This window comes from Neolewinella xylanilytica (assembly GCF_002934605.1).
GTDB classification, from domain to species: Bacteria; Bacteroidota; Bacteroidia; order Chitinophagales; family Saprospiraceae; genus Neolewinella; species Neolewinella xylanilytica.
This window is the reverse complement of record NZ_PTJC01000009.1, coordinates 17,913-44,456: the sequence shown is the minus strand read 5'-3', so window position 1 is coordinate 44,456 and position 26,544 is coordinate 17,913. Positions and strand designations below refer to the sequence as shown.

The window sequence follows — 26,544 nt, the reverse complement described above, 5'->3', positions numbered from 1 at the left end:
GCCGCTACTCCAGCGTCAGGCCTTCGGTGCCCAATAGTATCCCCTCCTTCATGGCGTAGTCACTCACCGTGATACGCTCGGTGGCCGCCAGTTGCATCACGAACCGGATCAGGAGCATGGCCACCACGATCAGGTCCGCTCGCTCGGCGGGTACCCCTTCGATGGCCAGCCGCTCGTCGATGGTCGATGCGACGATCCGAAAGTGAAGCGCTTCCAGTCCGCCAAGCGCCAACCGGTGGCTCGTCGGGTGCGGGGATTCATCGACGTCCCGCAAGACGTCGGCCAGCACGTCGAAGGTACCGGCGGCACCGACTAGGTGGTGGGTCGGATACTCGGACAGGACGTCCCGTAGCGGCACGAGGGTTCGCGTCAGGTATTCGTCGAGCTCCCGAATTTCCGCTTCGCTGATCGGATCCGTCCGGTGGAAGCGGCGCTGCAGTACCGCTACGCCGATGGGAAAGGATTGTCGCCAGTGTACGCCAGCCTCGGATGCGATGATAAATTCGGTCGACCCTCCGCCGATGTCCATAATCATAACCCGGTCCTGTAAGGGGGGGAGGGCCGCCAGCACGCCACGGGTAATCAGTTCGGCTTCGAGGTCACCCTGGATCAGCCGGATCACGATACCGGTCTGTTGTTCTGCGGTGCGTACGAAGACCGGACCATTAGTGGCCGTGCGTAGGGCGGCCGTGCCGATGGCCGTAACCCGTTCGACCCGGTGCTGGCTGATTACCGCCGCGAAGTGGTGGAGCGCTTCGATGCCCCGGGCAAAGGGTTCCGGACCGATGGTTTCGATGCCATCGCTGGCCAGTTTGACGAAGATGCGTTCACGGTATACCTCCCGCACGCGGTCGCCGGCTTCGACGGCGGCAATTAACAGGTGAAAGGTGTTCGTGCCGAGGTCGATAACGGCACGCAAAGTTTCATTGGACATGGGGTACGCTTTATGTCGACGGGAGCGCGGGTGCGGTGCCGCTCGGGGAGGGTAGGGTTTCCCCGGAACCAAAACTATATACGGCGCGCAGGGTAACGGATCGTCCCCGCAAACGCGGCGTATCGTCAACCTGGAGATCGGTAAGGTGGCGCGACCAACGGAAGTTTATCCCCAACTTCCGCGTGAGGTAAACGGTCACGCCGAGCTGGAGGGCAAATAGGTCGTTTCGTAGGGCGTACTGGTCCGTGGCATCCGCACCGTTTGCGTCCTCGATTCGGTAGTCAATCAGCCGCTGGTAGGCCGCGCCGGCTTCGGCGGTGATGCGCCAGTCTTTGTAGTAAACCATTAGCGGCAATTCGACCGTATTCAAGCGGATATCGCTGAAGTCGCTAATGTTGAGGTTATTGCGGTTGCGTTTCGCGCCCTGTTGGGAATAGAGAATTTCGGGGCCCACGCGCCAGTGATCGCCCAGGACGGCTACCACTCTTAGGCCGGCATTGATTCCGGGCTGGTGGAACCCGAGCAAGTCGTCCCCGTCGACCTGGCTGAGACTACCGCCGGCCAGGGCGGAAGCCAGGAAGGTCTGGGCGGGTAGGGTCCTAACCAGCGTGCAGCAAACCAATAGCAAGAAGGTAAAGCGCATGGAGCAAAGGTACGCGATAGGGTTACGGAATGGAGGATCGATGCTTACCGGTTACCTTTGCCCTCCCAAAAAACGGTTCACCCGCGCCCCGCCGCCAAATGATTGCTACGACCAAACACTCCCTGAAGAAATTGGAAACCCTCATGAAGGAACTCGGCTATGCCGTGCGGTACGAGAAAGGAAACTTTACCTCCGGATATTGCCTGGTCGAACAACGGCGGATAGCCATCGTGAATAAATTTTACGATACGGAAGGAAGGGTCAACGTGCTGCTGGATATCCTGAGTGGGTATTCGGTGCCCCCGGAAGGCATTACCCTGACGCCGGCATCGGAAAAGCTATTTGCCCGGGTACGCCGCTTACTCAGCCGGCAGGCGGCCAGCGAAGAAGAGTAACCTACTCCGGGCCTTCTTCGTGGTCACCGCGATCGTAGAATTGTACCCCTTCCCAATTGACGTCCAGTTCCTGGGTCATTTTCCACCTCCGGTTGTCGGGGTCCATATAATATACGGTCCGGCGCTCGTCCGTCGTACCCATGCTTTCCGTTTTCCGGCGGGCGATTTGAATCAGATCGAAGTTTGTATCGAGGTCGACGTCGGTGATGAAGCTATCCATTTGCAGGCATTCGTTGCCGGCGCAGTCGCGGTAGGCCAGGGTTTTGAGGTGCTTCACCCGGCCGTCGCGGATGGCGAACATGTCGATCTGGTCGCGGCGGGGCGCGTCGAGCCGCGTGAGGTATAAATTCTCCCCTACGCCGTGAATGGCGATGGTGGAGTAAAGGGTGGAGCCTTCCTTATTGGCCATTTTGCGAAAGCGGGGGGGAAGCATGGCGATCGCTGTATCCGACATTTCCACACCCCGGAGCAAGTACGTTTCCAGCGGATCGATCGCCGGATCGACGTAAACGTGAAGGTAGCCGACGTTGGATTCATCGAAAGTAGTGGCGAAGATGTCTACACCGGTCGATGCTTCGAGGGCGGTGGTTTGCATTCCCTCGCCACCTACGTCCACGGGGCTCTGCGCCAGACAAGCGGTAGCTGTAAAAAGGCTCAGGAAGAATAGAAGGTGGTGGTGCATCGTGTATGTTGTTTCTTTGCCATTGCAACGCGATTCGGGGGTAGCGGTGTTCTACCACGCGACATTCAAGCCCGGAATCAACGAAATTGTCACCTATGAGCTACGCAGAGGCATTGGCCGAGCTGGAGACCATCCTGGAGGAATTGCAGCGGCCTCCCGTCGATATCGATCGGCTGCACGCCCGCGTGGCGCGTGCCGAACAGCTGATCGCCAGTTGCCGCGCCACGCTCCGTAGCGTCGAAGACGAACTGGGTAAATTGGGGCAATCAACCGAAGCATAAGCGAATATCTCTTACGATCGATGGTAAAGACAGCATTAGTAACCGGTGCCACCACGGGCATCGGATTCGAAACGGCCAGTGCGCTGGCGGCCGAGGGTTATCACGTGTTGTTGCACGGGCGGAATGAGGAGAAGGCTCTGGCTGCCGCGGCCACGATCGGTGGAGGTAAGGTGACGCCAGTTTTCGCGGACCTGTCCGATCAGGCGGCTATCCGATCCTTAGCCGTCCGGGTGAAGGCGGAGGTGGAAAGTCTCGACGTTCTGGTGAACAATGCCGGCGTCTGGAATTCCCAGCGCGAGATGACCCGCGATGGCGTCGAACACACGTTCGCCGTGAATCACCTGGCCTACTATTTGCTTACGGGTCTGCTACTGGATCGGCTGCGACCGGATGGCCGCATCATCTGCGTGTCCAGCGACAGCCACCGGCAAGTAAAGGGGATCGACTTTTCCGACGTCAGCCTGGAACGGCATTACCACGGCTTGCGTAGTTACGCTCAGAGCAAGCTGGCCAACGTATTGTACTGTTACGAGTACGACCGCAGAAAATCGGATGGTACGACGATCTGTGCCGTGCAACCGGGGTTGGTACAAACCGATATCGGGCTGAAGGGCAATACCTGGTTGCACCGGCTTGCCTGGCGGGTTCGCCGGCGCATGAGCGGCAACAAAACACCGGCCGAGGGGGCGGATACGAGCGTATTCCTGGCAACGGTCGCCGATCAGCCGCCCAGTGGGCTCTACTGGGACGAGCGCGTGCCGAAGAAAAGCTTTTCGAGCAGCTACGACGCGGAGGAAGCACGGAAACTGTGGACCCTTAGCGAGCAGCTCACGGGGTTCACCTACGATTTCAGGGTTTGAGCTGGCGTACCTCCAGCGCTTCCGGGGCGGGCGGCTCCGGCTCCCGGTAGCGGCTGAAGAGCTTCTCCAGGACGCGCATTCTCAGGTGACGGGGGGTAAGGTAGCCTGCTAAAATGAGCATCCGGGTCAGGATGCCGGGAACCACTACCGCCCGACCGTCGAGCATGCCCCGGATGGCCTGAGGCGCGATGGCGCTCGGGGTGGTCACGAGCAGTTTGGCACGCCATCCCTGGGCTTCGAGCCGCCGTAGGCCGTCCGCGTTGGTGATGACCGGTCCCGGGCAAAGCACGGAGACGCTGACGCCGTGGTGGCGAAACTCTTCGCGGAGAGCCAGGGAAAAATTGTAGACGAATGCTTTCGTGCCGGTATAAACCGTTTTGTAGGGCAACGGCAGGGTAGCCTCCATGCTGCTCAGGTTGAGAATCCCCCCGCCGCACTCCCGCAACTGCGGCAATAACCGGTAGGTCAGTTCGACCATGACCTGGTTATTGAGCAGCATCATGGTGCGGTACTCCTTCCAGCAGGTATGCTCGAACAAACCACCCCGCCCGAAACCGGCATTATTGATCAAATAGCTGACGGTGATACCCTCTCGATTCAGCCATTCCAGGATTCGGTCGATGGCCCCGTCTTCGGTGAGGTCCAGCGATAGCGTCCGGAGGTTGGTCGGGATGAGCGGGCGCAGGCTCATGGGTAGCCGGGCGTAGTGTTCATCATCCAGTGCGACGGTGGCAACGCCAAGCCCCTGGCGAAGGCACTCGGCCGCGAGGGCTAAACCGATACCGTGACTTCCTCCCGTGATGAGAACCCATTCGGCGGTAGGCGAGGTGCTTGAGCTCATGGACCAAAGGTAACCAAAGGGCCGTGCCTGCCTAATGATATTCTATAAATCTACGGTAACTACCGACCGAAAAGGGCTAGCCGGCTACTTCAACCCGGGGGGCGAGTACGCTGATCGCGCGATTCAGGAATCCGGGGATCACCGAATCGTGGGTGTGGGAAATTTTGGTGCGATCGGTAAGGTCAGCCATCAGGCGCAGCCACTTCTCCCGGCCGTGCTCGGCGATCACCTCCGACTTAATATCGGGGCGGCTGAAGTGCTCGAGCATGCCGTCCGCATCGGCTTCGGGATGGAATTGGGTGCCGACGATCTCCGGAGTCCAGCGGATCGCCATCGTGGCCCGTTCGAGATCGACGTGGGGGCGCTCTTTTTCAATCGCTAGAATGGTGGCTCCGAGCTCCTCCATACGCGCCGGGTCAGGTTGGATGACCTGGAAGCGGCGAAAATCGGCTGCCGTGAAGGGATCTTCCAGTCCGGTAAATACCGGGTCTTCCACGCCAGCCGCCGTGATGTGCATCGGAAAGGTACCGAAGCTGAGCCCCTGGCGCTGGGTCACATCGGCCATGTTGAGGTGATGGACCGCCATCTGGAAGCTATGGCAGATGAAAAAGACAAATTTTTTGCGGTCCTGGGTGGCATTGTGTTCGCGGACGGAATCGAACCAGGCACCCCACAGCCCTTCCCAGGTACCATCGCCCTCCCGTGGATCGCCGGGGCCTCCACTGCTGATGTAGATGTCGTAGGACAGGTCGGGAAGACGGTGTTCGACGCGGACATCGAAGACGTCGTACTCGACGCGATCGCTGAACTGTTCCACGATCTCGCGGATGCAGCGCATGCCCTGATTGGGAATACCGTTATAGAGATCGAGGATGGCGAGTCGGAGACGGCTCATGGTTTATCGGGGTTTTGTCTGGCAACGCTAATGAGACGAACGAAGGTCCGAAAGGTGACGCAAGGGCAGGGTAAAGTTAGGCGTTTGTCTTTAAACGGACGTCGACGCCCGCCCAGTATCGGGCTGGATCCCAACTCCTAAACTACGAACAAGATCGGCCACTGCATGTTGGGACAATAAACATCAACCAATGGAAAAGATCAGAGAACATAAGGAATACGAAGGCAATCCGGTCGGGCTCAGCGAGGAGACGTGTCAAACCATGCGCGAGCATTTGGACCGCCACCTGGCCGCGCTGTGGATCCAGTATTTTCAGTACCACAAACACCACTGGCTCGTGGAAGGACCGCAATTTCGGGACCTTCACCTATTTCTGGAGGAGAACTACACCGAGATCCACCAGCAGGCGGATGCCGTTGCCGAGCGCATAACCCTGTTGGGCTTCGACCCGACTACGCGGATGGAAAATTACGTAAAGCTCTCCTATATCGAGCAAGAACCGGAAGGGGTATACCGGATCCGCGACGGCATCAAGGCCGACATGAACAACGAGAAAGCGATTGCCCAGGAGTTTCGGAAATCCATTCAAAAGGCCTTCGAGCTGGGCGACTTCGGCACGAAATCCATGCTCGAGGAATTTCTTTTCAAGATTGAAGACCGTGCCCACCACTGCGAACACTTCCTCGGGGAAGACAGCCTTGCCGTCGGGTACCTGCACAGTGAAGACGAAGCAAAAGCCGGGCACAACTAAGTATCCCCGCGATTCGGACTAACTAACCGTCGTTTCCTCCCGGAAGCGGCGGTTTTTTTATAGGTGGTCGAGCAGCTCCATGATGGTTCGGATGCGCATGGTTTCGCCGAGATGTTTGCGGTTGGCCGTTCCGGGATGACGCAACCAGCAGGCGTCGAACCCGTAGGATAGCGCGCCGAGAATATCGGCGTTAGGGTTGTCTCCGATCACGAGCACCTCGCTGGGATCCGGCCCACCCATTTGCGTGTGGGCGTGTTCAAAGAAGGCGGCGTGCGGCTTGGCTACCCCGAGCTCGTCACTGATGGCGATAAACTCGAAATAGGGAGCAATGCCGGTGTTCGCCAGGCGGGGGCGCTGAACTTCCGAAAGCCCATTGGTAATCAGCCCTAAGCGGTAATTCTGTTTTACGGTTTCCAGTACCGTAAGCGCACCGGGGAGGAGGTGATGGCTGGCGGCCAAGTAATTGCGGTAGGTTAGCGATAGTTGCTCGGCGGGGTGATCGTGGCGGTAATGCTCGAGGAGTCGGCGGAAGCGAATATCCCGAAGCTGTTCTTTGGGCAGTCGGCCTTTTTCGTAGTCGTCCCATGCTTCCCGGTTGATCAAACGATAGGTACTCAATACCTCGACCGACCAGGCAATATCGCGCTCGAGCAGGGTTTGCTCCAGGGCGTGCGCCTCGGCGGCGTCGAAGTCCCAGATGGTGTTGTCGGCATCGAAGAGAAGCCAGGTATACATGTAGTTCACTTAAGGGGGCGAAGGTAGCGTTTGCAAGCCGTTAACAAGATTCTTGTATCCTGAGGGGCTTCGGAAGCGTTGATTGTTCAATCTTTGTGCTTCACAAAACCAGCATAGTATGTTTCCTACTCGCTTTTCCCTTATCGCGGCCGTAGCCCTTTCCTTCAGCGTTTTTTCCTGCCAGCAAGGAAACGACGATGTCCGGGAGGCAGCCCGCCAGAACATCGAAACCGTAACTCCCGCCGATCCCAATGCAGCGGCTCCCATGCAAGCTAACGTTGCAGTGCCCTCCGGCCCAATAACCAGCATGGAGTTTGCCGAAACGGCCTTCGACTTCGGTCAGGTTACGGAGGGAGAGATCATCACCCATACCTACGCCTTCACCAATACCGGTGAGGAGCCCCTCATCATTACCGATGCTAAAGGAAGCTGTGGGTGTACCGTTCCCAGCCGCCCGACCGCACCGATCGCTCCCGGTGAGACCGGCGAGATCACCGTTCGCTTCGACAGCAACAACAAAGTCGGTCAGCGGAACCAGCGCGTGACCATCACCGCCAACACCGATCCCGCCCAGACCGTCATCGCGCTGAACGGAACCGTGGTTGCCGATCCCAACGCCGTACAGTAGCGTACGCGGTTGTACCCCTTGACGCCCCGTTCACCGCTGGTGGACGGGGCGTCGTACGTATATGGGTAGATAATCCTACTTTTGCGCCTTTCGTTTTTGCCAATGCCCCGTAGAATAGCTATTTCTGACATTCACGGCTGTCTTCGCTCGTTCGAGGCGCTGCTGGACCGTATCAGTTTCAGTACGTCTGACGAGTTGTACCTGCTGGGGGATTTCGTGGACCGCGGCCCCCGAAGCGCCCAGACGCTGGACCTGATCATCAAACTACAGGGAGAAGGCTACCGGATTCACGCGCTGCGCGGCAATCACGATCAGTATATGATCGACGCCATCCTGATCGGCGATAAGCACAGTCGGGCTACCTGGCGAAGCGCGGGGGCCAAGTCTACCCGCCAGAGTTATATCGTTCCCGGTAATCCCGAGGGCAAGATCGACCCCGTCCACATCTTCTGGCTCAATAATTTGCCCTACTTCTATCTCCTGGAAGATTATGTATTGGTACACGCCGGGCTGAACTTTCGCCGGAACAATCCGCTGAAGGGTAAAAAAGCCATGCTCAATCGACGAAACTGGTACCGGTACATCGATTACGACTGGTTGGGCGACCGGAAAATCGTGCACGGACATACCCCCCTGGCCCGCGCTCAGGTGGAGGCCCAGATCCATCCGCGGCGAAGAGCGTATCCGGTATTCGATATCGACGCCGGCTGTTTTCATACCAAGCCGGGTATGGGCAATTTATGCGCCCTCAACCTCGACGAACGCACCTTCACCTTTGTCCCCAACCTGGATCGATGAATTGGGAGATAATTGAACGGGAACTGCAGTTGCGCACCAGTCGATCTTCCGGTGCCGGTGGCCAGCACGTCAACAAAACCGAAAGCCGGGTCGAGCTGGTTCTCGATATCCGGGAAAGCCAGGGGTTAAGCCGGCGCGAGCGGGATAATCTGCGCTTTCACCTGGGCAACCGCATGGACAGCCAGGACCGACTCTCCGTTACCGACCAGTCCGATCGATCCCAGCACACCAACCGGAAACGAGCGCTGGATGCGATGCGCCAACTATTGGAACGCGGCGTTCGCAACCCACCCAAAAAGCGCAGGGCCGGGGCCTTCAAGGCGAACAACCGCAAACGATTGGATCGCAAAAAGCGGCGGGGAGAGGTTAAGAAGGGGCGGGGGAAAATTGATTTTTAGTGGCTTCCCGGTAACGCTTGCCCGCGGCTTTGCCGCAGCGGCTCTCCTACGGTTCAAGAGGAACGATCTCAGTGCGCTTAATTCGAATTCGAGTTTAACAACGCACGGAGATCCACTAAGGGTAGCTGCTGCCGCAAGGGTCACCAGCTTCCAGCACGCGGGAGCGCACCAGCGCTAGCAAGCAGCTATTTAACCAACCCATCCTCCTGCAGTCCCTTCAGCAGTTTATCCAGCACGCCATTGAGGAAGTCCTTGCTCTTTTCGGTGCTGTAAAGCTTGGAGATATCCAAGTATTCGTTGAGGGTCACCTCGGGGGGAATGGAGTCGAATTCCAGGAATTCGGCGATGGCCATTTTGAGCAGGATCATGTCGATGATGGCTACTCGCTCGGCGTCCCAGTTCTGGAGGACGGACGTAATGCGCTCCAGCAGCTGGTCGTTCGCATCGACAACGAAGGAGAGCAGCACCTCTCCAAACTCACTCACTGCCTCCGAGGTGTTTTCGTATTCGCGGTAGAAATCCTGTTCTTCGGGGAGGGCCTTAATGGTTTTCTTCACCGCGCCGACGACCAGGCTTTTATCCTCGTTCCACAGCGGGAAGTGATCTTCGACCATCGTCAGGAAAAGCTCCTGCTTGAGCAACCACTTGTAAATTGCCAACAGCACCTTCGTATCGTCTTCCCGGCTAGGCGTAGGGTGGGCGGCGTAAGCGGCGTAGGCTTCCGTCGCGAGGAAATCCCGGTAGAGTTGTTTGATTTGATCCGCATCCACCATGCCCCGGATGTGATAGCGGTCGTAGAGTTGACTTAGGGCCTTATTGTCCGAGAGCGAGCGGACCGAAGGGTTGGTGGCCAGGGTGTCGCGGAAGCTGCGGTCCTCGGCGCTGGGGCGGAATTTGGCATTCCGGGTGGCCAGGTCCTGGCGCGCATATTCGCAGCACCGTTGAAGGATCAGCAGGTTCTGTAGGTAAACCTCGAAGGAGCGTTTTACCAGGAGTGCGTAATGGCTGCGGATCGCCTTCAGGTCATGACGCTCCTGCCGTTGGGCGGCATAAAGCACCTGCATGATCTTGATGCGAACGTTGCGGCGACTGAGCATAGAGGAGTCCGGTTTTCAAATGCGCGGGACGTCACTGCCACTCACGCAGCGCAAAGCAACGAAAAATTCGGGGACTACTTCGACGAAGCGGCTAAAATATCCCGATTCGCGATGTCTTCGAAGGCCGGAAGCTTGTCGTGGTGCCACTTATTGAGGATCACTCCTTCCTTCATCAGCACCACGCCGGGGTTGGAACGAATGATCGTTTTTAGCAGGATATCGTCGCCCCGGTGGAAGGGGTAATCCGCGCCAATCGCCCGCTTGAAGTCCTCGATGGTAGCGTCGTCGACAAACTTGGTCATGGCCATGACGGTGTGCCCGGCGGCCTTCGCCCGTTCGACCACCGGCTGAATGTCTTCGCGCCAAACCTCGACGTAGTCTTCGTCCCAGTTGCCGGCCTCGCCCTTAAGTTTATAGGCCACGATCACGAAGGTGTAACCGGGGTCGGCTAGGAGATCCGGAACGACATCGTACCCCTCGGCGTCGCTCACCTCGAATTCACTGATTTTAGTGGCCTCCAGGGTGGGCTCGGAAGTAAAATTGTCGATGACCCACGCCTCCTCGGGGTAGTCTTTGTATACCTTCAGGAACTCATCCGTCGTCATGCGCACGACTTCGCCGTTAGCTTTGTTGGTGAGCTCGTAGCCGAGCACGGTTACCGCGGCTGCCGCATCGGATTCGGCCTGTTTGCGGGCGGCAACATCGGTGCCAACCTTAAAGGGCCGAAAATCCTGGTGGGGAATATCCCAGACAAAGTTGCTCAGGCAGTAAAACACCGATATGGTTCCTGCGGCAACGATCGCCAGCGTCCGGGTGCGGTAGGTAAAGAGCCGGTGCAGTTTACCGGGGGCAAGCAAGAAAATAACGGCCGGAATCAGAAGTGCCACATCCTTCAGGAAACTGACGCGCGGCTCAAGCTTCAGGAAGTCTCCGAAGCAGCCGCAGTCCGTGACCTTCATGTTGGTATCGGTGTACGGCCCCCAGTCCCCGAAGGCGAAAAAATTGGATCCGGAAGGGACGTAGCCGGTCAGGTAGGTAAAGCCCGTCAGCACGGTAAAAAATGCTATGATCGGGAACAACAGCCACCCGGTCAGCCGCGGTTTAGCGCCCAGGATCAGCATGAATCCCAGCATGATTTCGAGCACGATCATGAAGACCGAGAAGCCAACGGCAAACTCGTTGAGCCAGGGGAATACCGGCGCGAGAAACGCAGCCCCCGCGCCGTTGGCCGTAGCTTCGAACTCCGCGAAGTACTGCTCCATCTTGTAGGCCGTTCCCAGCGGATCGATGGCCTTCACGTAACCCGAAAAAAGGAACAGGGCACCGACGAAGTTCTGCAACAGACTCATGCCCACGTTGCGGGTCGCGCGAAGCACGAAGTGGGTAATACCGGTAAGGGCCAGGGCGGCCAGACCGATGTAGATCAGCAGGGTAGTAAGCGTCATGAGCTCAAGTTAGTAAGATCAATTACAACTGTTAACGGGTGTGGTTCTAACGTGCTCCAGGAGCTTAGCGTATACGTCGCTTTCTTGCAAAATTTCCGGGCAGCCTACCAGCACGAGGTGCTCCCGTGCCCGGGTCATGGCGACGTTGAGTTTGCGGTCCACGCCCTCGTCGCTGACCTGGGCTAGGCGTTCCACCTGCCGGCGGTCGTTCGTGCACAGCGACATGAGGACGATACGCTTCGCACTGCCCTGGTAGCGTTCCACGGTGTCTACGGTATAATCGTCGGGCGAAAACCCGGCCGCCACCAACCGACGCCGAATCAGCGCGATCTGGGCCCGGTAGGGCGTGATGATCCCGATATCGCCCCGGCGGATTGGTCGGTCGGTCCGCGCGTACACCGCCTGAAAGGCCCTTACGAGTTGAACCAGCGTGTCGGCCTCGTGCTGGTTCACCTTCGGATCGGAGCTGGTCTCATCCGCCGGGGTATCGATGAACACCAGCCGCTGCTGGCAAATGCGTTGTTCCAGGCGGTCCTCGCCGGCAACCAATTGCAGCTGCTCGATCTGACGGTGGTGGTGATCGATGGTGTCGGGCAAGATGTCGAGTTGCCCGTGGTAAAAGTGGAGGGCCGGGAAGGCCATCACCTCCCGGTGCATCCTTCCCTGGTGACGTAGCTGGTCGTACACCCACGTCCAGCCGTTTGACTTGGCGGTTAGGAAAAGCCGTTCAAAAAGGCTGTTGGCCAGGTCTTTTATGCCTGCGGCCCGTAGAGTTTCGTCAATAACGTAAGTCGCATGATCCGCTTGCTGCACCACCGCGGGCAGCTGCCGGTGATCCCCGATGAGCAGACTCCGTGGCGCACGCGTCAGGAGGGTTCCGAGCAGCGGCTCCAGGATCTGGCTCGCCTCGTCGACGATGACCCGGTCGAAGGATTTCAGTTTAAAGAGCTCATTGTTGCCACCGACGCTCGCCACCGTGCCGACCACGATGCGGGTGGTGTCCACCAGCTCCCGGAGATCTTTGCGGCGGGTCACCCCCTGACTTCTGACCTGGAGAAGCCGGTCCGCGTACGCTTCACTGGTGCCGAGGCGGGAACCGATGCGGAGGTAGTCCCGGAAAGGTTCCCCCGTGATCGTCCGGATCCGTTCGATGCTCTCACATATCTCGTCCACCGCCCGGTTGGTATAGGCTACGAGTAGTACGTTCTCCTCGGTGGCGGTAAGCAGGTGGCGGACCAGATGATGGAGCATTTTGCTCGTCTTTCCCGTGCCCGGAGGCCCCCAGAGCAGGAAATAGTCCGGTGCGGTGATGATCTTTCGCAGGATGGTGTCCTGTTCGACCGTCAGCTCTTCGGAAATCCGGGAAGCGTGGGGTTCGGCGCGGCGGGGCGGCACCAGACCAAGCCACCGCCGGCGAAATTCCGGATCGGCTTCGGCCCATAGGTAAAGCCCCAGGTAGTGGTTGCGGAAACTGCTGTCCAGCACGTCTTTTTCCACGGCCCAGTAGGGCTTGCGCCGGAAGGCGCTGTCGTTGAGTTGCCGGTTGCGCGGACGCAGGTGCAGGGCTTCCTCGCTAACTTCCACGATCGTCGATTTGAAGATTTGGGAGCGGACTGCATCGCCGGCGCGGGTTTGCATGTCCGGCGTTCCGTAGAGCGCTACGATGTCTCCCTGGCGAAACTTTACCAGGATATCGTCGTCTTCCGCCCGCCGGAGGACCAGGATGTTGGTGTCGACGTTGTAGTCCGCGAAGCGGAGCCCGTCGAGCAGTTCGAAGCGTTCCACCTTGTCGGCGCGGTCGTCGAGCCAGAGGCTGGCCAATCCGTTCAGGTGGTCGATCCGTTGTTCGCCGATTTTGGCCAGCCGCTGTTCCCGGGCAACGAAACCCAGGTAGGCCCCGAAGTACCGCCGCTCGAGGTCGCCGAGCTTTTGGTAGCAGCCCAGCACCGCCTGGTGGTCGCTTTCGGTGAAGCGACCAAGATTCTTGAACCTACTAGGATGGAGCCGGGCGAACAGCGCGTCCGTCTGCCGGGCCAGGTCGGGTAATTCCCCGGTCGGGAGGGGTTGTCCGAGTTGGGCGATCATCATTTCCAGCCCGACCAGTTGGTTGCGGGCGGAAAGCGCTTCCATCTGCCGGGTGAATTGGGGCGGAGCGTAGCGGATCGGCTTATCGTAATCTACGCTGTACAGGATGTACGACCGGACGTTGGCCTCCTTTCCCAGAGCCTGGTTGATCATCAGGTCGTACAGCACTGTCTGGATAAAATTATCGCTACGGATACCGTGGACGTTGGGATTGTAAATTTTACTCGTTTTGAGTTCGACGATCGATGTAAGTCCTTCTTCCGTATCCCGCTGGGATTGCAGAAGATCGAGCCGGCCCTGGAGACCGTAGGCCGGGGACAAAAAGGTTGGTTCCAGCATGACCTTGTCGCGCTCGATGTCAAGATCGGCGAGCAGTTCGCGGACGAAGCGGGAAACCGTCAGGAAGTGGTGCTTTAGGTCGTCCACCAGGTCGCGTACCTCCCGGTCGGAAAAGAGGCAGAGTTCAAGGGGCTGCATTTCGAAGATCCGCGGCAGCACGTCGGCGAAGCGAATGTCCGGGTCCTGGACCAGCAAATCCAGGAAGGTGTTCACGATGTTACCGCGCACGAGGGGCGGTCGCTTCTCGAAGGGGAGCAGGCGGTTGGGCAGGGAAGACCAGGGTTGGTAGCTGCTACCGCTGCTGAAGCAGTATGCCACATCCGTGACGTTGACCAGGAAGTCGGGCTCGATGACCAGTTGGGAAGGGTAGAGGCGATCCGGTTCCCGTAGCTGGGTATTGATCAGGTTGAGGGTAACAAAGGGCCCACTGATCTTTTCCAGGATCGTAACTGCCTCCCGGACGGGGGAGTCCGCCAGCTCGGGGTCGCCGTAGGGGATACGGTAGACCATTTCCGGCCGGCGTTCCTCGCGCACGATTACCTCCTGTTCGGCACCGTTGATTTCGAGCACCAGTACGCGTAGCTGATAAAAGTGCTGGCGTACTTCCGGTTTCTGGTAGATGGGGTAGGCTACTTCCGTACCGGCAACCAGGTCGTCGGGAATCGGTGCACCGAACAGGGCCTCCGTCAGTTCGGTGAGCAGGCGACAACCAATGTGCAGCTGAGCTACCAGCGCGGATTCGGGGATCAAGTCCGGGCGCGTACGGCGATACGACCGCTCCTGGTAGATTAACTGACGGGAGAGGCCGTACTTGTGCGCCGCGTAAGTGACCCGCGCGTAGGTGGTGCTGAAGTGCAGCTTGTCGCCTTCGGTAGCTCGTTCGAAGAGTTCCAGCAATAAACGGCGCAATCCCTCTACTCCCTGTCGGGGAGGGAGCGCTTCGTGTTGCATCAGTTTGCGAATCCGGCCGTAGAAATGCCCGCCCAGGGCCCGCTCGCGGGGGGAGATATCCATCCGCGGCAAGATAGTCCGCTTCCCGGAGAGCGTCGGTTGGATACCACAAAAAGTTGGCTTTCTCCGGCGGATGTTTCACCTGCGCCCCGGCGCCCTCCCCTTTTTCCCGGAAGTATGTCCGTTGTAGCCAACGAGCGGGTCGGGATTTACGTCCTACCCGGCGTAAAGAATCCACCTGCCTATGCGGACGATGCTGTTGCTGTTTCTTTTGCTGGGATGCGCCGCCAATAGCGTGGCCTGTTCGTGCGTCGACAATTCCGTATCTCTCGCGAACCGGATCTGTTCCTCCGAGGAAGCCGACGAGCTGGTACTCGAAGTCGTGGTCGTTGATCAACCGGATGCGCATTCAAGTTTGGTCAGGGTCGATCGCCAGCTGGTGGGTAGAACGGATAAACGGGAACTGACGCTGCTGAACGGATCGGGCAGCATGTGCAGCTTTTCGATCGACGGGGCCGCCAATGGCTCTCGCTACCTGCTCTTTGCCGCGCCGGATCAGGTGGAAGCAGGTAGCCTGCTGCTTTTTACCTGTGGCAGTTTGTCTAACCTCTACGCCATGAATCGGATGGGTACCGAGATCGCCTACGGCGTGGCGCCGCAAGTGGGTGGCCGGACGTTCCCACTCAGCTACAAGCCATTCGACCGGGAGGTACTGCGAAATGACTGTTCCATCACCACTGGCGAGCTGGCGAGCTATTCCCGCTTCGCTAATTTGCGGCTGTATGCCAATCCCGGAGACGGCCGCATCCGGTTTGACGTGGCTTCGGGGGAGTTTCCACCGCTGTCGATGATGCGTGTCTTCTCTCTGCTGGGTCAAGAGTTGGCCGCGTTTTCGCTCGCCGAATACCAGGCCGGTGCCGAGCTGAACCTGACTGACCTGCCCCGGGGGGTGCTGCTCGTGGAGGTAAGCGACGGGGTGTTTCGCCGGACTTTTCGGTATCTTCGGACGCGCTGACCCGCCGACCGGATACGTATCCCGGCTCTGCACCTTAACCCTGCTCACCGATGCGATTTTTTCTTCCCCTTATGCTACTTGCCTTCTGGTCCTGTGAAAAGGACGATCCAACCGTTGCCGACACCTTCATTATTCGCGGTCAGGCGGAACTCGAAGCGGCACTACCCGAACTACGCCGGGCGGAGCGGATCGAAAGCTTGCAACTTTTTGGTATCGAGGAGACGGACCTTCGATTTTTGGAGCACGTCCGGTACATAGGGCACCTCATCTTATCTCACCACGACGTACTGACGAGCCTGGACGGACTGGAAAATCTGGAAGCCATCGGGCAACTCCACCTAGGGGTAATGCGAAAGCTGGAAAACGTGGACGCCCTGGCAGGCGTCCTGATTGAAGATGGTATACGCATTTCCAACTGCAGGCAACTACGGGGCGTGACCCTCAGCACCGCCGGTACGCTGGATGCTATTTCCATCTCAACTTCCGACAGCCTGAAGTCGGTCAACCTTCCTTCTGTGCGGATCGTTCGGGGGCCGGTCAGTATCGCGGATAATCGTTCCCTGCATACCATAGCCCTATCCCAATTACAGGCCGTGGAGGATAAGCTATTCATCAGCTCGTTGCCGGCCTTGCGGTCCATCAAGCTCGGGCCAGCACCCGTGGAGGTTGGATCACTCGCGGTACAGCAATCATCGGGGCTCGCCGATCTGAGCGGTATGGAAGGGCTTCGCAGGGTCCGGGAAATGTTGACTGTCCGCGTCATGCCACAACTAACGAACCTGACCGCTCTCAATGAAACCGTCGTGGAGGGAAGCATGCGGCTCTCCGGCATTAGCCGGGCTGCGCTCTGTACGGCGTCCGGCACGATCGAGCGGAGTTCGCTGGCTAGTTTGTGGGCTTCCACGGCCGATCATGAGCAGTTCGATAGCCGTCAGCAAGTGTTGGAGGCTTGTCGGTAGTCCCGCATCGCTGTCCGCGTTATCCGACCGGCCAATTAGCCCCGGGTCATCGGGCGAGAGCGGTTTTGTCGCCCATTTCGGCTGATGTTGCAGGTGCCGCCCGCCCGTCGGGTCGTAACTTGATCATCTTGTCCGATGGCGGGTTCCGCAAATCAAGCCGGTAGCTACCTATCTACTGATCCACCGGAATACTCACTGCCCCGGGCTGCTCTGGAATAGGCGAATTTTCGCTACTTTGCCCAAATGAATCGGCAGCAAATAGTAGAACGCCTGCACCTGGATATCCCGGTGGTCGTATCCCCCATGTTCATCGTCTCACAGCAGCAGCTCGTACTGGAGTGCTGTAAGCACGGGGTGCTCGGCACTTTTCCCGCCCTTAATAACCGTTCGACCGAGGGGTTTGAGGAATGGGTGGTGGAGATCAAAAGCGAACTCCGGGCCGAATCGGAACGACGGGGGAAACCGCTGCCCCCCTACGGCGTCAACCTGATTGTCCATAAAACCAATCCGCGCGTCCAGGCCGACCTGGAAGTGATCGTGCGCCAGCAAGTACCCCTCGTCATAACCAGTCTCGGCGCCGTGAAGGAGGTGGTCGATGCCGTGCACGGCTATGGCGGACTGGTCTTCCACGACGTTACCAATACTTACCACGCCCAGAAAGCGATCGATGCCGGGGTGGACGGGCTGATCCTCGTCTGCGCCGGAGCTGGCGGACACGCGGGTTCCCTCAATCCTATTCCTTTCGTTGCAGAGATCCGCGAGATGTTTGACGGCGTCATCCTGGTGGCCGGGGCGCTCAGCACGGGCCGCGACGTGGCCACCGCCCTGCAAATGGGGGCTGACCTAGCTTACATGGGTACCCGGTTCATCAATACCCAGGAAGCCGTGGCCGACGACGCCTATAAGGACATGATCATTAAATCCGGCACCCGCGACATCATCTACACCGCCTCGGTTTCCGGCATTCCGGCCAACTGGATGGTGGCCAGTCTGGAGGCAGCCGGTATCACGAAGGAAATGTGGGATCAGCAGGCCAAGGCCGACTTCGGCGCGGAGCACGAGGCTAAAGCCTGGAAAAACCTATGGAGCGCCGGGCACGGGGTAGCTAGTATAAAGGACAACCTGCCCGCGGCGGAACTGATCGACCGGCTCAAGCGGGAGATGATCGCCGCTATCGGGGAGCAAGCCTCGCTGCTGAATAAATTTCCCAACGCGGAAGTAAAGCCCGCTAGATGATGTACGCAGCGAATCTATTCGAGGATAAAGTAGCCCTGGTCACCGGCGGCCGCTCCGGCATCGGCTACGGTATCGCGGAAGCGCTCCTGAAACTGGGCGCTAAAGTGGCGATCTGTTCCCGGAAGGAAGCGCCACTAGCGGAAGCCGCCGAACAACTCAGCAAGCTGGGCCCCTGCCGCTACCAGGCGTGCGATATTCGCGACGGAGCGCAGGTGGAACGCCTTGCCGAACGGATCAAGTCGGAATACGGACGACTGGATCTGCTCGTCAACAACGCCGGTGGCCAATTTCCGAGCCTTGCCCGGGCCATCAGCGATAATGGCTGGAATGCCGTGATCAATACCAACCTGAACGGCACGTTTTACGTCAGCCGGATCATGGCCGAGCACTTTTTCATCCCCCAGGCGTCTGGCAACATCGTCAACATTATCGTCAATATGGCCCGAGGCTTCCCCGGCATGGCCCACACCGGAGCCGCCCGCGCGGGGGTGGAAAACCTGACGAAAAGCCTGGCCCAGGAATGGGCGACCTACAATGTACGCGTCAACTGCGTGGCCCCGGGCACCATCATCAGTTCTGGACTGCATACCTACGCCGAGCCCGTCAAAGCCCTGCTAGAGGAGATGAAGGCCGACAACCTGATGGGGCGCCACGGCAGGGTGGAGGAGGTCGCCAATGCCGTACTCTTTCTCGCCAGTCCGCTATCTAGCTACACCAGTGGCACCACCCTCTACGTCGACGGACTCGATCACCTGCACTCCGACCGGATGCGGCTCGTCAACGGAGTGCGCTCCTCCTGATCCCATCCGTACCAATAGAAAACTTCCATGCACTACACCGTAACCGATCGTACCGCCCGCATCGTTTTCGATCGTCCGCAACGGGCCAATGCCCTGGACCTGGCCGGCTGGCGCGGGCTGCGGGACGCCTTCCACCGGGCGGATGCCGACGGCGACGTCCGCGCGGTAATCCTCGAAGGGGAGGGGAAGCACTTTTGCGCGGGGATCGACCTGAGCGTTTTACAGGATATGCAGGCGCGATTCACGGGTAGCCGGGAGGCCATCCGCGACCAGGTCCGCGAGTTTATCACCGACCTGCAGGATTGCATCAATTCCATCGAGCGCTGCCGGAAGCCGGTGATCGCAGCCATTCACGGTAGTTGCATCGGCGGGGGCGTCGACATCGCGGTGGCCTGCGACTTGCGCTACTGCACGAAAGACACCCAATTCAGTGTAAAGGAGGTAGACCTGGGTATCGTGGCCGACCTAGGCACCCTGCAGCGCCTACCACGTATCGTCTCGCCGGGGATGGCCGCCGAACTGGCCTTTACGGCCCGTACCTTCGATGGGAGGGAGGCTTTGCGCATCGGACTGGTCAATGATGCCCTCGGCAATACGGCCCAACTCCAGTACCGTACCGGACGAGTTGCCGACGCAATCGTCGCCAAACCACCGCGCGTGGTGGCGGGAATCAAACGTACGCTGTTGCACCAACGCGATCACGCCATCCGTGAAGGACTAGCTTACGTAGCGGACGTGAGCAGTGCCCTGATGGCGGGCTTCAACCACTAAGCGAGATAATCAACCAACAATTATCCAGCGTTCGCCCAAACTTTCCCCTTATCGACTAGTGCGGTGTCGAGTTAGCATCTAAAGGTTATCTGTAATATCATTTGGCGCGATGCTCCGTTCAAACACCTTCTGGAGTGTAGTCCCCTTTAGTTGGGGGGTAAAGTGGGGCAGCTTTTGCCTTTCGTGCCTCGTCGCAAAAGCTTCCCCATTCCGCACCTAACCCTCCGGGTTGACAAGCCTTGCAGGACCGCAGCGCGGACCAACCCACATTGCCCGGAGTACAACTCCGGGTATGTGGAGGGAAAGCACGATCGACTGCAGCGCAGTCGAACCCCAACAGCCGAACGAATAGGCAATTGATTGGTGATTTCACTAGCCTTGAATGCGAAGAACGTCCGTGGCTGATTTGGCGGCAAGTCTCAATTTCTAACTTGACACCGCACCAGTTTTGCTTCCCCGAATTATCCTGCCAACGGTCCTGGGAGAGTTTCGCGTCCCGTAGACCTCATCCTCCCTTATTCGCGCTTTGTCAGGCAGCCCCGGTTCAGTGCCCAAACAACCCCAACGGCCATTTGAGGGATGTATTGCCAAGCGAGCAAAGGCTTCGCCCACGCCGCGGCACGCCCGAAACCAACATTTCCACCCAGATCCTACCGGTTTTCCCACAATAATTTAAATAAACTTGTTGAAAACTTGCGGGAGTGTTTGAAAATGTTTTAATTTGTACTTAAATAAACTGATACTGAAATATGATTACCGAAGACCGTCGCGAGTTGAACGACCGGTTCCGCGAAGTTTTCCAGATATTGGAAGACCGGGGAGAGATCATCAAGAACGACCGCAACGGTCGGGGATTGGGTGATTTCGCCAAGCGGATTCTGAACAATCGTTCTTACGGGCACATTATCCGGGCTTACCTGAATCCCGATGACAAGCGCTGCATCAACTACGAGCAAGCACGTCGGGTGTGCACCGAATACGGCGTCAACACCGATTACCTCCTCGAGGGCACCGGTTCTCCGTTCGGCATGGACCTGCCTAAAGTAAGCGACGTCGAAGGCGGCGAAGCCAAGCAGAACATTCTTTACACCTCCGTGGAGGCCTTTGCCGGCGCTAGTGTGGATGGCGATAGCTTCCTCCGCGAAGAGGCATCCTTCTTTTCCCTCCCCGACCTCTTCGGCGACGGCTACGTTGCCTTTCCGATCAACGGTAATTCCATGGAGCCCGTCATCAACGACGGAGACCTGGTTATTTGTCGCCAGATTGCCGGGGTCCACGAGATAAAGGAGAATAAGATCTACGCCGTCCGTTCCAAAGGAAGTCTGTGGGTAAAGTACGTGCAGCCTATCAAGGACGGCAAGGGACGTATTCACTCGCTCAAACTGATCAGCGCTAACTATCTCGAGCACGATCCATGGGTCGAGGATGTCGACAAGAATACCCGCCTGTACGAAGTGCAGAAGCGGATTAGCGATCTATAGCACTTTTGGTAAACTATCCCTGATAAAGGCGGTGGTCCGGCCATACGGCGTCGGGCCACCGCTTTGTATTTAGCAACGATTTATCCTGCTGTTTTTGTTTGTGTACCGGTCCGGCAAGTTTGTCGGGCCGGTATCTACGTTGCTACGGGGTGCTCGGCTATCGGGCGGCCTGATCGATGACGGTAAGTACCGTACGTTGTAAGTCCGCGTCCCGGCTGCTGTTGCCGACCATGATCTGGAAGGTTCCCGGTTCGACCAGGTACTCCATATTCCCATTGAGGTAGTTCAGTTGGTCGTAACCAAGCTCGAAGGTGACCTGTCGGGTTTCTCCCGGCGCCAAAGTGACTTTTTCGAAGCCACGGAGTTCCTTCACCGGACGGGTTACCGTGCTGTAGTCGTCGCGGATGTAGAGTTGCACCACTTCCTGGCCGGTCACCTTGCCGGTGTTCGTCACCTCCACGGTTACCGTAGTGTTGCCGTTGGTCATGATTTGCTCAGTTCCTAGGCGGGGTTCAGAGAAAGTGAAGTTGGTATAACTCATTCCGTAACCGAAGGGGAATAGCGCACTGACCTCGTCCATGAGATAGCCCCGGCGCGCGGTAGGCTTATAGTTGTAGTAGGCGGGAAGATGACCCGCCGACCTAGGCAGGCTGATGGGGAGTTTCCCGCTTGGGGAGACCGTTCCGTAAACTACGTCGGCAATGCTGTGCCCCGTTTCCTGGCCGAGGTAGAAGCATTGAAAAACGGCGTCCGCTTTGTCGGTGAGGTTCGAGATATTCAGCGGCCTCCCTCCGAACACCAATCCAATTATGGGGATGTCCAACTCAGCCAGAGCATCGATCAGTTCGTTCTGCGTACCCACCATTTCCAGTGAGGGCCGATCGCCGAGGTGACTTTCCGCCCAGGCTTCCCTACTGGTCAGCTCGTTGCCTCCCAGGGCGAGTACGATGACATCCGCCGATGCGACGTCCTTCACCGCCTTGGCAATTCGTTTCCGGTCATCTGCTTCACTGACCGCGACTACCGGGTCCTTGTACCAGCTACCGGGTTCAGTAAGGCGCGTCCCCTCGGAATAGATAACGGCACCATTCGTCGCGGCGGCGTGAGCTTCCATCCCCTCGCGAACCGTAACGAAGTGTGCGGGCTCGCCGCTGTAGCCGCCGAGCAGCACGCGGTCGGCATTAGGTCCTACCACCGCCACGGTTAGCCCCTCGGCCAGCGGCAGCACGCCCTCGTTTTTGAGTAGGATCATGCTTTCCGTGCCGGCCCTTCTTACCAGTTCGTCGTCCGCTTCGGTATTCGATAGCGCGCCGTCTGGATCTACGTAGGGGTTCTCAAAGAGTCCGCGATCGAATTTTTGCTTCAGGATGCGGCCCACCGCCCGATCTAAAATAGCCTCGTCGAGCTGACCGGAATTCACCGCCTCTACCAGATAGGGAAAGGCCTCGCGGTCCGGGAGTTCGAGGTCAACCCCACTACGGATGGCCCGGATGGCGGCTTGCTTCAGGTTTTCGGCTACCGCGTGACGGTCGTGTAACTCCCGCACGGCGAAATAATCGGAAAGGACGGCGCCTTCGTAGCCCCATTCGCCGCGGAGGACGTCGTTCAGCATCCAGCCATTGGCGTGACTCGGGATTCCGTTCACTTCATTGTAGCTGGCCATGATGTTGCGGACGTTTCCGTTTTGCACGATGTAGCGGAAGGGATAGAGAAATACTTCCCGCAGCGTCCGTTCGCTGATGTGGGCCGGACCGATGTTGTTCCCCCCCTCGGGTTCGCCGTGGCCCGCCATGTGTTTCAGGGTAGCGAATACTTCCCCCTCGTTCCACCGGTCGTTATCGCCTTGGAATCCCAGTACGGCCTGTAGTCCGATTTCCCCGGCCAGGTAAGGATCCTCGCCCAGGGTTTCTTCCACCCGGCCCCAGCGAGGGTCCCGGGCTACGTCGACGACGGGGGCGAGTACCACGTGGGTACCGCGACTCGCCGCCTGTCGACCGGCAACTTCGTACAGGCGTCGGGTGAGGCGGCGATTAAAGGTGGCGGCGATAGAAATAGGCTGCCCCCAGCTGGTAGCATCTTTCGCAGTAAGGCCGTGCAGGCTTTCCTCGTGCACGAGGGCGGGTATTCCGAGCCGGGTTTTTTCGACCAGCCATTTTTGCACGGCGTTGACGTAGGTCACCGTTTCGGCGCCGCTGCGCCCGGGCTCACCCGAACCGCTCCGCTCGCTGGGACGGGTAAGGTGACCGATACCATGTGGAATGACCTGCTCCGCCTTCGTCGGGTCGAAGGCGTAGTCTTCCGTTTCCATTTTGTGCTTGTCGGCCCAAACGGCCGTAAGTTGGGCCACTTTCTCCTCCGTGGTCATGCGACCGATGAGGTCGGCGATGCGATCCGCGACGGGCTGGCTGGCATCCTTATAAATCGCCAGCTCCGTATTTGTCCGGGGCGTATTCTCAGCCGCGGTGGTCGGGGCGGAGGTCGACGATTGGGTATCCTGTTCACACGACAGCAACTGCAACGCCAAGAACAGGAAGGCAAAACGGTACGCAAGCATGCAGTCGGATTGGGATGGAAGGTTAAAATAGGCAAATCACGGGTAGCCCCGAGTAAAACCTTACTTCAGACCGTCGAGTAACTGAAACAACGCGCCATTATCAATTAGCGCGCCTTCTTCCATCCGTAGAAAAATATCCTGGTCGCGGCCGATGGGTAAATAAGCGCGCTCGGCGGAGTAAAGTTTGGGTCGGGCGCCGTCGGCCTTAAGGCGGGCAAAAATTTCCTGGGGGGGGAGTTCGGTATCGGTCAGGTCCACCGAGGTCTCCCCACTGATGAGCAGGCCCCGCATCTCTATTTTCTCCGGGCCGGTACGGTAGGTGCGCAGATCGTGGGGGTTGCGTTGAATGAGGTATTCCACGCGGTCGATAACGCCGGAAAAGACGATCTGGCTGAACTGCAGGATCAAGCCGTCGGCGCGTTGGGGATCTTCCGTCTTGATCCGTACCCAGCTGTCCGCGTCGATGCCGTTGACGCTCAGAAATTTAACAAACTGCGGCCTTACTTCCTCGAGCTCGTCCCGCCGCAGCCGGCGAAATTTGGTTTCCTTCATAGGCAAGCTCAAACAATCGTAGGGAGGGGTAGTTTTGCACCCAAGCTGCAAATTGGTGCGGATAGGGATTGCAACTTACGTCGGAAATATCCGCCTTGGCTAGGGTTGCGGTTTAGTTGTCGCTGCACCGAAGGGAATCGCTATTTCGCCGTCGCGTTCTCCCTCCTGCCGCGGCCGGCCGGCGGCCAACGGTCTACCGGGGTAGTGGCAGGTAGGCCGTTTCCAGGTAGTACAGGTTGGACGATGTACCCTCACCCGCGTCCCGGCAGAAGTAGAAGTAAGCGCCGTCCGGTGAAAAGGTTGCGCAGCCCTCGTTTCCCGGCCCGTTAATGAGCGGCCCCAAATTGACGGCGTCGCCGTAGCCGGTTGCCGTTCGGCGGGCCACGTAAAGGTCTTCCATCCCGAAACCATCCGTGCGTCCGTACGAGCTGAAGAGCAAGTAGTTCCCGTCGGGTGACAGGGCCGGGCCACTCTCCGCCGCCGGGGTGTTCACCGCGGTAAGGGCTACGGGAGGGCCGAAATTTCCCGCGGGGTCCGGATCACTGCGTAGGAGATCGGCACTGCCGCCGCGCGCCAGCGCGCTCCAGTAGTAGAGCGACCCTTCGGCCCCCAGGTGCGGACCGGCCTCGTACGCATAGGGCCACGGGTCGTTGTCTTTCCGGGTACGGTTCAGGGGGCCGGATACGGGCGTGGCCGTTTCGTAATTTCCGTTGCTCCTGCGTACCCGCCACAGGTTCATGTCGTTTTTCGGGGCGCCGGTTTGGCCGGGGAGCGGACGGAAAGACGCGAAATAGATCCACCGACCGTCACGGGTCACGAAGGGGCTTTCGTCGGTGTCCGTGGAAAAGGGTACGATCAGTGGCGTCGTCCAACCGGTATCCGTCAGGCGGCTTCGGTATATCCGTTGTCTGCGATCCTCCGGCAGACGTCGCGTGAAGTAAATCGTATCGCCGGAAGGCGTGAAACTGAGGCCCCATTCGTCTGCCTCCGTTGACAAAATTCCCGGTGCAAACTCCTCCGGGTGGTCGATGATGCGCTCGCCGTTGCGGTAGCGCCGGATGCGTTCCGGAACCCCGGTGGGGGAGTAAGTGGTCCGAATGCCATGGCGTTTCCCCGCGACGTACACGCTTTCCTCCGCGAGCTGACCGTTGGGGTGATAGATTCTGGAAATTCCAACGGGCAGATCGTTCTCGAACACTTCATCCGACCGGAGGACGCCATTCGGATAAAAGTATTCCCAACGTCCGTGGCCCTTCCCCCGCCTCCATTCCGCCCGGTAGCGCAGTGTACCGTCGGGGTACCATTCCGTCCAGCGGCCGTCCGGGAGACTGTCCTTTGTTTCGTGATATAGTTTCGGACTTCCATCCGGGTAGTTCTCCGCTACCGAACCGGTCTGACCGTCCACATAGCCGGTCAGTAGGACCATGATCAACAGAATTTTTGGGCGCCGGGCGCGGGTGCAACGTTTCTTCATGAACCCCAAGTAACTCCCCAGGATGGAACCAGGAGAGCTGTCCGTGACGAACGGTACAAAAGGATGACGAAGGGGTCACCGCCGCCATGCCTTGATCGTCGGCAGGTATGTTCGCCCTATCGGCAGCCGGGTTCCATCGGTTAATTCCACGCGGTAGTTCCGGCCTTCCCGTACGATACCCCGTAGGTGTTCGGGGTTAAGGCAATAGGACCGGTGAATCCGCAGGAAGCCGGTCGCGAACGCCTGCCCCGGGAGGCTGCCGATGCCAAAGGAGAGCAGGTAACTTTCGCCGTCCACCCAGGCCCTTGTGTAGTTGCCGAAGGCTTGAATATAGGCTATCCGCTCCCAGGCCAGCGGCACCTCGTAGGCTCCTTTTCGGGCCAGGACCGTACCGAATCCCGGAGGCAGTGTAATGACCTGTTGTACTTCAACCGGGTCGGTGGCGTACACTTTCAGCGTAAGCACCACCGTCAACTGCAACAGGTAGAAACCCACGGCTACGAGATGATTGAGCGGAGAAAGCCGTCCGCCGAAAAATTGGACCCAGCCGAAACCGTTTAGTACGAAGGTCTGCAGCACGTGAGCCGCTACGACGAAACAACCCAGTGCCACTACTTGTCCGCAGAAGAAACGTCCGGGGGAAGTGGCCTGCTCCGCCCGATCGAAGTAACGGAGGAGGATGGCCGAAACCAAAAAGAAGCTGATAAACTTCGCTCCCGACGCCGCGAAAAACTCTTCAATATCCCAAAGCGGTGGGTGACCGCCCGCAAGTCCTCCGTACCCTTACCAGGTGAACAGATAGTACCCCACCGCGCATCCGCCATACAGCAAATACAAACCGTGGCGTTCCCGGGGATGTAGGCGTAGCGTCATCGATACTGAAAGATGTCGCTTGAAAGTTAAGCGGTTTTGGTGGTACGCCGCAAGCCGGGTTCGGTCGTGCG

At 58.7% G+C, this 26,544-nt stretch carries 26 protein-coding genes; 13 read left to right on the top strand and 13 right to left on the bottom strand.

Features of this window, described 5'->3' with window-relative positions:
• Positions 1 to 4 precede the first annotated feature (4 nt).
• Both CLV84_RS20800 and CLV84_RS20795 read right to left on the bottom strand, forming a co-directional pair.
• Complete coding sequence (locus tag CLV84_RS20800) at positions 5 to 934, bottom strand: Ppx/GppA phosphatase family protein (protein ID WP_104421782.1); 930 nt, start codon at positions 932 to 934, stop codon at positions 5 to 7.
• A 10-nt stretch (positions 935 to 944) separates the two neighbouring features.
• Positions 945 to 1,577, bottom strand: a complete 633-nt coding sequence (locus CLV84_RS20795; RefSeq protein WP_104421781.1) for an outer membrane beta-barrel protein — start codon at positions 1,575 to 1,577, stop codon at positions 945 to 947.
• 98 nt (positions 1,578 to 1,675) lie between these two features.
• Between CLV84_RS20795 and CLV84_RS20790 the strand changes: the two genes are divergently transcribed.
• A complete protein-coding gene (locus tag CLV84_RS20790; protein ID WP_104421780.1) occupies positions 1,676 to 1,972 on the top strand; it encodes a hypothetical protein in 297 nt (98 codons plus the stop codon).
• A 1-nt stretch (position 1,973) separates the two neighbouring features.
• On the opposite strand, the gene CLV84_RS20785 is transcribed toward CLV84_RS20790, so the two are convergent.
• The gene (locus tag CLV84_RS20785) at positions 1,974 to 2,654 is read right to left on the bottom strand and encodes a hypothetical protein (protein ID WP_104421779.1); all 681 of its coding nucleotides are present in this window, start codon (positions 2,652 to 2,654) and stop codon (positions 1,974 to 1,976) included.
• Between the two features lie 95 nt (positions 2,655 to 2,749).
• Here CLV84_RS20785 and xseB point away from each other — a divergent pair, with 95 nt between their 5' ends.
• Complete coding sequence (xseB, locus tag CLV84_RS20780) at positions 2,750 to 2,935, top strand: exodeoxyribonuclease VII small subunit (RefSeq protein ID WP_104421778.1); 186 nt, start codon at positions 2,750 to 2,752, stop codon at positions 2,933 to 2,935.
• Positions 2,936 to 2,955: 20 nt separating this feature from the next.
• On the top strand, positions 2,956 to 3,795 hold the full coding sequence (locus CLV84_RS20775) for an SDR family NAD(P)-dependent oxidoreductase (RefSeq protein WP_104421777.1): 840 nt from the start codon (positions 2,956 to 2,958) through the stop codon (positions 3,793 to 3,795).
• Here CLV84_RS20775 and CLV84_RS20770 read toward each other — a convergent pair.
• Positions 3,785 to 4,636 (bottom strand): SDR family NAD(P)-dependent oxidoreductase, encoded by an 852-nt coding sequence (locus CLV84_RS20770; RefSeq protein ID WP_104421776.1) that lies wholly within the window; start codon positions 4,634 to 4,636, stop codon positions 3,785 to 3,787. The genes CLV84_RS20775 and CLV84_RS20770 overlap by 11 nt on opposite strands.
• Before the next feature lie 76 nt (positions 4,637 to 4,712).
• Positions 4,713 to 5,531: a type 1 glutamine amidotransferase gene (locus CLV84_RS20765; protein WP_245911574.1), complete on the bottom strand. Its 819-nt coding sequence runs from the start codon at positions 5,529 to 5,531 to the stop codon at positions 4,713 to 4,715.
• Positions 5,532 to 5,721: 190 nt separating this feature from the next.
• Here CLV84_RS20765 and CLV84_RS20760 point away from each other — a divergent pair, with 190 nt between their 5' ends.
• Positions 5,722 to 6,282 (top strand): Dps family protein, encoded by a 561-nt coding sequence (locus CLV84_RS20760; RefSeq protein WP_104421775.1) that lies wholly within the window; start codon positions 5,722 to 5,724, stop codon positions 6,280 to 6,282.
• Positions 6,283 to 6,339: 57 nt separating this feature from the next.
• On the opposite strand, the gene CLV84_RS20755 is transcribed toward CLV84_RS20760, so the two are convergent.
• A complete protein-coding gene (locus CLV84_RS20755) occupies positions 6,340 to 7,017 on the bottom strand; it encodes a YjjG family noncanonical pyrimidine nucleotidase (RefSeq protein WP_104421774.1) in 678 nt (225 codons plus the stop codon).
• Between the two features lie 118 nt (positions 7,018 to 7,135).
• Here CLV84_RS20755 and CLV84_RS20750 point away from each other — a divergent pair, with 118 nt between their 5' ends.
• The 3 genes from CLV84_RS20750 to arfB all read left to right on the top strand — a co-directional run bounded on the left by CLV84_RS20750 (position 7,136) and on the right by arfB (position 8,841).
• Complete coding sequence (locus tag CLV84_RS20750) at positions 7,136 to 7,645, top strand: DUF1573 domain-containing protein (protein ID WP_104421773.1); 510 nt, start codon at positions 7,136 to 7,138, stop codon at positions 7,643 to 7,645.
• A 102-nt stretch (positions 7,646 to 7,747) separates the two neighbouring features.
• Positions 7,748 to 8,443, top strand: a complete 696-nt coding sequence (locus tag CLV84_RS20745; RefSeq protein ID WP_104421772.1) for a metallophosphoesterase family protein — start codon at positions 7,748 to 7,750, stop codon at positions 8,441 to 8,443.
• Positions 8,440 to 8,841 (top strand): alternative ribosome rescue aminoacyl-tRNA hydrolase ArfB, encoded by a 402-nt coding sequence (arfB, locus tag CLV84_RS20740; protein WP_170067810.1) that lies wholly within the window; start codon positions 8,440 to 8,442, stop codon positions 8,839 to 8,841. The genes CLV84_RS20745 and arfB overlap by 4 nt, the downstream gene beginning before the upstream one ends.
• Positions 8,842 to 9,026: 185 nt before the next feature.
• Here arfB and CLV84_RS20735 read toward each other — a convergent pair whose 3' ends face one another.
• The 3 genes from CLV84_RS20735 to CLV84_RS20725 all read right to left on the bottom strand — a co-directional run bounded on the left by CLV84_RS20735 (position 9,027) and on the right by CLV84_RS20725 (position 14,821).
• A complete protein-coding gene (locus CLV84_RS20735; protein WP_104421770.1) occupies positions 9,027 to 9,938 on the bottom strand; it encodes a transcription antitermination protein NusB in 912 nt (303 codons plus the stop codon).
• A 74-nt stretch (positions 9,939 to 10,012) separates the two neighbouring features.
• On the bottom strand, positions 10,013 to 11,383 hold the full coding sequence (locus CLV84_RS20730; RefSeq protein WP_104421769.1) for a DoxX family protein: 1,371 nt from the start codon (positions 11,381 to 11,383) through the stop codon (positions 10,013 to 10,015).
• A gap of 18 nt (positions 11,384 to 11,401) precedes the next feature.
• Positions 11,402 to 14,821 (bottom strand): DEAD/DEAH box helicase, encoded by a 3,420-nt coding sequence (locus CLV84_RS20725; protein ID WP_104421768.1) that lies wholly within the window; start codon positions 14,819 to 14,821, stop codon positions 11,402 to 11,404.
• A 181-nt stretch (positions 14,822 to 15,002) separates the two neighbouring features.
• Between CLV84_RS20725 and CLV84_RS20720 the strand changes: the two genes are divergently transcribed.
• The 6 genes from CLV84_RS20720 to CLV84_RS20695 all read left to right on the top strand — a co-directional run bounded on the left by CLV84_RS20720 (position 15,003) and on the right by CLV84_RS20695 (position 21,020).
• Entirely contained in the window at positions 15,003 to 15,773 is a 771-nt protein-coding gene (locus tag CLV84_RS20720; RefSeq protein WP_104421767.1) for a hypothetical protein, read from the top strand.
• Positions 15,774 to 15,823: 50 nt separating this feature from the next.
• The gene (locus CLV84_RS20715) at positions 15,824 to 16,732 is read left to right on the top strand and encodes a hypothetical protein (protein ID WP_146088890.1); all 909 of its coding nucleotides are present in this window, start codon (positions 15,824 to 15,826) and stop codon (positions 16,730 to 16,732) included.
• 243 nt (positions 16,733 to 16,975) lie between these two features.
• Complete coding sequence (locus tag CLV84_RS20710) at positions 16,976 to 17,968, top strand: NAD(P)H-dependent flavin oxidoreductase (RefSeq protein ID WP_104421765.1); 993 nt, start codon at positions 16,976 to 16,978, stop codon at positions 17,966 to 17,968.
• The gene (locus CLV84_RS20705) at positions 17,965 to 18,768 is read left to right on the top strand and encodes an SDR family oxidoreductase (RefSeq protein ID WP_245911573.1); all 804 of its coding nucleotides are present in this window, start codon (positions 17,965 to 17,967) and stop codon (positions 18,766 to 18,768) included. The genes CLV84_RS20710 and CLV84_RS20705 overlap by 4 nt, the downstream gene beginning before the upstream one ends.
• Positions 18,769 to 18,795: 27 nt before the next feature.
• A complete protein-coding gene (locus tag CLV84_RS20700) occupies positions 18,796 to 19,539 on the top strand; it encodes an enoyl-CoA hydratase-related protein (RefSeq protein ID WP_104421763.1) in 744 nt (247 codons plus the stop codon).
• Between the two features lie 749 nt (positions 19,540 to 20,288).
• The gene (locus CLV84_RS20695; protein ID WP_104421762.1) at positions 20,289 to 21,020 is read left to right on the top strand and encodes a S24 family peptidase; all 732 of its coding nucleotides are present in this window, start codon (positions 20,289 to 20,291) and stop codon (positions 21,018 to 21,020) included.
• A 157-nt stretch (positions 21,021 to 21,177) separates the two neighbouring features.
• On the opposite strand, the gene CLV84_RS20690 is transcribed toward CLV84_RS20695, so the two are convergent.
• From CLV84_RS20690 to CLV84_RS20675, 4 genes are all read right to left on the bottom strand, one after another.
• Positions 21,178 to 23,574, bottom strand: a complete 2,397-nt coding sequence (locus CLV84_RS20690) for a glycoside hydrolase family 3 N-terminal domain-containing protein (protein WP_104421761.1) — start codon at positions 23,572 to 23,574, stop codon at positions 21,178 to 21,180.
• A gap of 60 nt (positions 23,575 to 23,634) precedes the next feature.
• A complete protein-coding gene (locus CLV84_RS20685) occupies positions 23,635 to 24,126 on the bottom strand; it encodes a DUF6495 family protein (RefSeq protein WP_104421760.1) in 492 nt (163 codons plus the stop codon).
• 193 nt (positions 24,127 to 24,319) lie between these two features.
• Positions 24,320 to 25,552, bottom strand: a complete 1,233-nt coding sequence (locus CLV84_RS20680; protein ID WP_170067809.1) for a PD40 domain-containing protein — start codon at positions 25,550 to 25,552, stop codon at positions 24,320 to 24,322.
• A gap of 123 nt (positions 25,553 to 25,675) precedes the next feature.
• A complete protein-coding gene (locus CLV84_RS20675) occupies positions 25,676 to 26,293 on the bottom strand; it encodes a LytTR family DNA-binding domain-containing protein (RefSeq protein ID WP_170067808.1) in 618 nt (205 codons plus the stop codon).
• Positions 26,294 to 26,544 lie beyond the last annotated feature (251 nt).

Excerpts from the sequence above, each read along its gene's own strand:
- CLV84_RS20800 (WP_104421782.1), bottom strand. The coding sequence starts at position 934 with ATGTCCAATGAAACTTTGCGTGCCGTTATCGACCTCGGCACGAACACC.
- CLV84_RS20795 (WP_104421781.1), bottom strand. The coding sequence starts at position 1,577 with ATGCGCTTTACCTTCTTGCTATTGGTTTGCTGCACGCTGGTTAGGACC.
- CLV84_RS20790 (WP_104421780.1), top strand. The coding sequence starts at position 1,676 with ATGATTGCTACGACCAAACACTCCCTGAAGAAATTGGAAACCCTCATG.
- CLV84_RS20785 (WP_104421779.1), bottom strand. The coding sequence starts at position 2,654 with ATGCACCACCACCTTCTATTCTTCCTGAGCCTTTTTACAGCTACCGCT.
- xseB (WP_104421778.1), top strand. The coding sequence starts at position 2,750 with ATGAGCTACGCAGAGGCATTGGCCGAGCTGGAGACCATCCTGGAGGAA.
- CLV84_RS20775 (WP_104421777.1), top strand. The coding sequence starts at position 2,956 with ATGGTAAAGACAGCATTAGTAACCGGTGCCACCACGGGCATCGGATTC.
- CLV84_RS20770 (WP_104421776.1), bottom strand. The coding sequence starts at position 4,636 with ATGAGCTCAAGCACCTCGCCTACCGCCGAATGGGTTCTCATCACGGGA.
- CLV84_RS20765 (WP_245911574.1), bottom strand. The coding sequence starts at position 5,531 with ATGAGCCGTCTCCGACTCGCCATCCTCGATCTCTATAACGGTATTCCC.
- CLV84_RS20760 (WP_104421775.1), top strand. The coding sequence starts at position 5,722 with ATGGAAAAGATCAGAGAACATAAGGAATACGAAGGCAATCCGGTCGGG.
- CLV84_RS20755 (WP_104421774.1), bottom strand. The coding sequence starts at position 7,017 with ATGTATACCTGGCTTCTCTTCGATGCCGACAACACCATCTGGGACTTC.
- CLV84_RS20750 (WP_104421773.1), top strand. The coding sequence starts at position 7,136 with ATGTTTCCTACTCGCTTTTCCCTTATCGCGGCCGTAGCCCTTTCCTTC.
- CLV84_RS20745 (WP_104421772.1), top strand. The coding sequence starts at position 7,748 with ATGCCCCGTAGAATAGCTATTTCTGACATTCACGGCTGTCTTCGCTCG.
- arfB (WP_170067810.1), top strand. The coding sequence starts at position 8,440 with ATGAATTGGGAGATAATTGAACGGGAACTGCAGTTGCGCACCAGTCGA.
- CLV84_RS20735 (WP_104421770.1), bottom strand. The coding sequence starts at position 9,938 with ATGCTCAGTCGCCGCAACGTTCGCATCAAGATCATGCAGGTGCTTTAT.
- CLV84_RS20730 (WP_104421769.1), bottom strand. The coding sequence starts at position 11,383 with ATGACGCTTACTACCCTGCTGATCTACATCGGTCTGGCCGCCCTGGCC.
- CLV84_RS20725 (WP_104421768.1), bottom strand. The coding sequence starts at position 14,821 with ATGGATATCTCCCCCCGCGAGCGGGCCCTGGGCGGGCATTTCTACGGC.
- CLV84_RS20720 (WP_104421767.1), top strand. The coding sequence starts at position 15,003 with ATGCGGACGATGCTGTTGCTGTTTCTTTTGCTGGGATGCGCCGCCAAT.
- CLV84_RS20715 (WP_146088890.1), top strand. The coding sequence starts at position 15,824 with ATGCGATTTTTTCTTCCCCTTATGCTACTTGCCTTCTGGTCCTGTGAA.
- CLV84_RS20710 (WP_104421765.1), top strand. The coding sequence starts at position 16,976 with ATGAATCGGCAGCAAATAGTAGAACGCCTGCACCTGGATATCCCGGTG.
- CLV84_RS20705 (WP_245911573.1), top strand. The coding sequence starts at position 17,965 with ATGATGTACGCAGCGAATCTATTCGAGGATAAAGTAGCCCTGGTCACC.
- CLV84_RS20700 (WP_104421763.1), top strand. The coding sequence starts at position 18,796 with ATGCACTACACCGTAACCGATCGTACCGCCCGCATCGTTTTCGATCGT.
- CLV84_RS20695 (WP_104421762.1), top strand. The coding sequence starts at position 20,289 with ATGATTACCGAAGACCGTCGCGAGTTGAACGACCGGTTCCGCGAAGTT.
- CLV84_RS20690 (WP_104421761.1), bottom strand. The coding sequence starts at position 23,574 with ATGCTTGCGTACCGTTTTGCCTTCCTGTTCTTGGCGTTGCAGTTGCTG.
- CLV84_RS20685 (WP_104421760.1), bottom strand. The coding sequence starts at position 24,126 with ATGAAGGAAACCAAATTTCGCCGGCTGCGGCGGGACGAGCTCGAGGAA.
- CLV84_RS20680 (WP_170067809.1), bottom strand. The coding sequence starts at position 25,552 with ATGGTCCTACTGACCGGCTATGTGGACGGTCAGACCGGTTCGGTAGCG.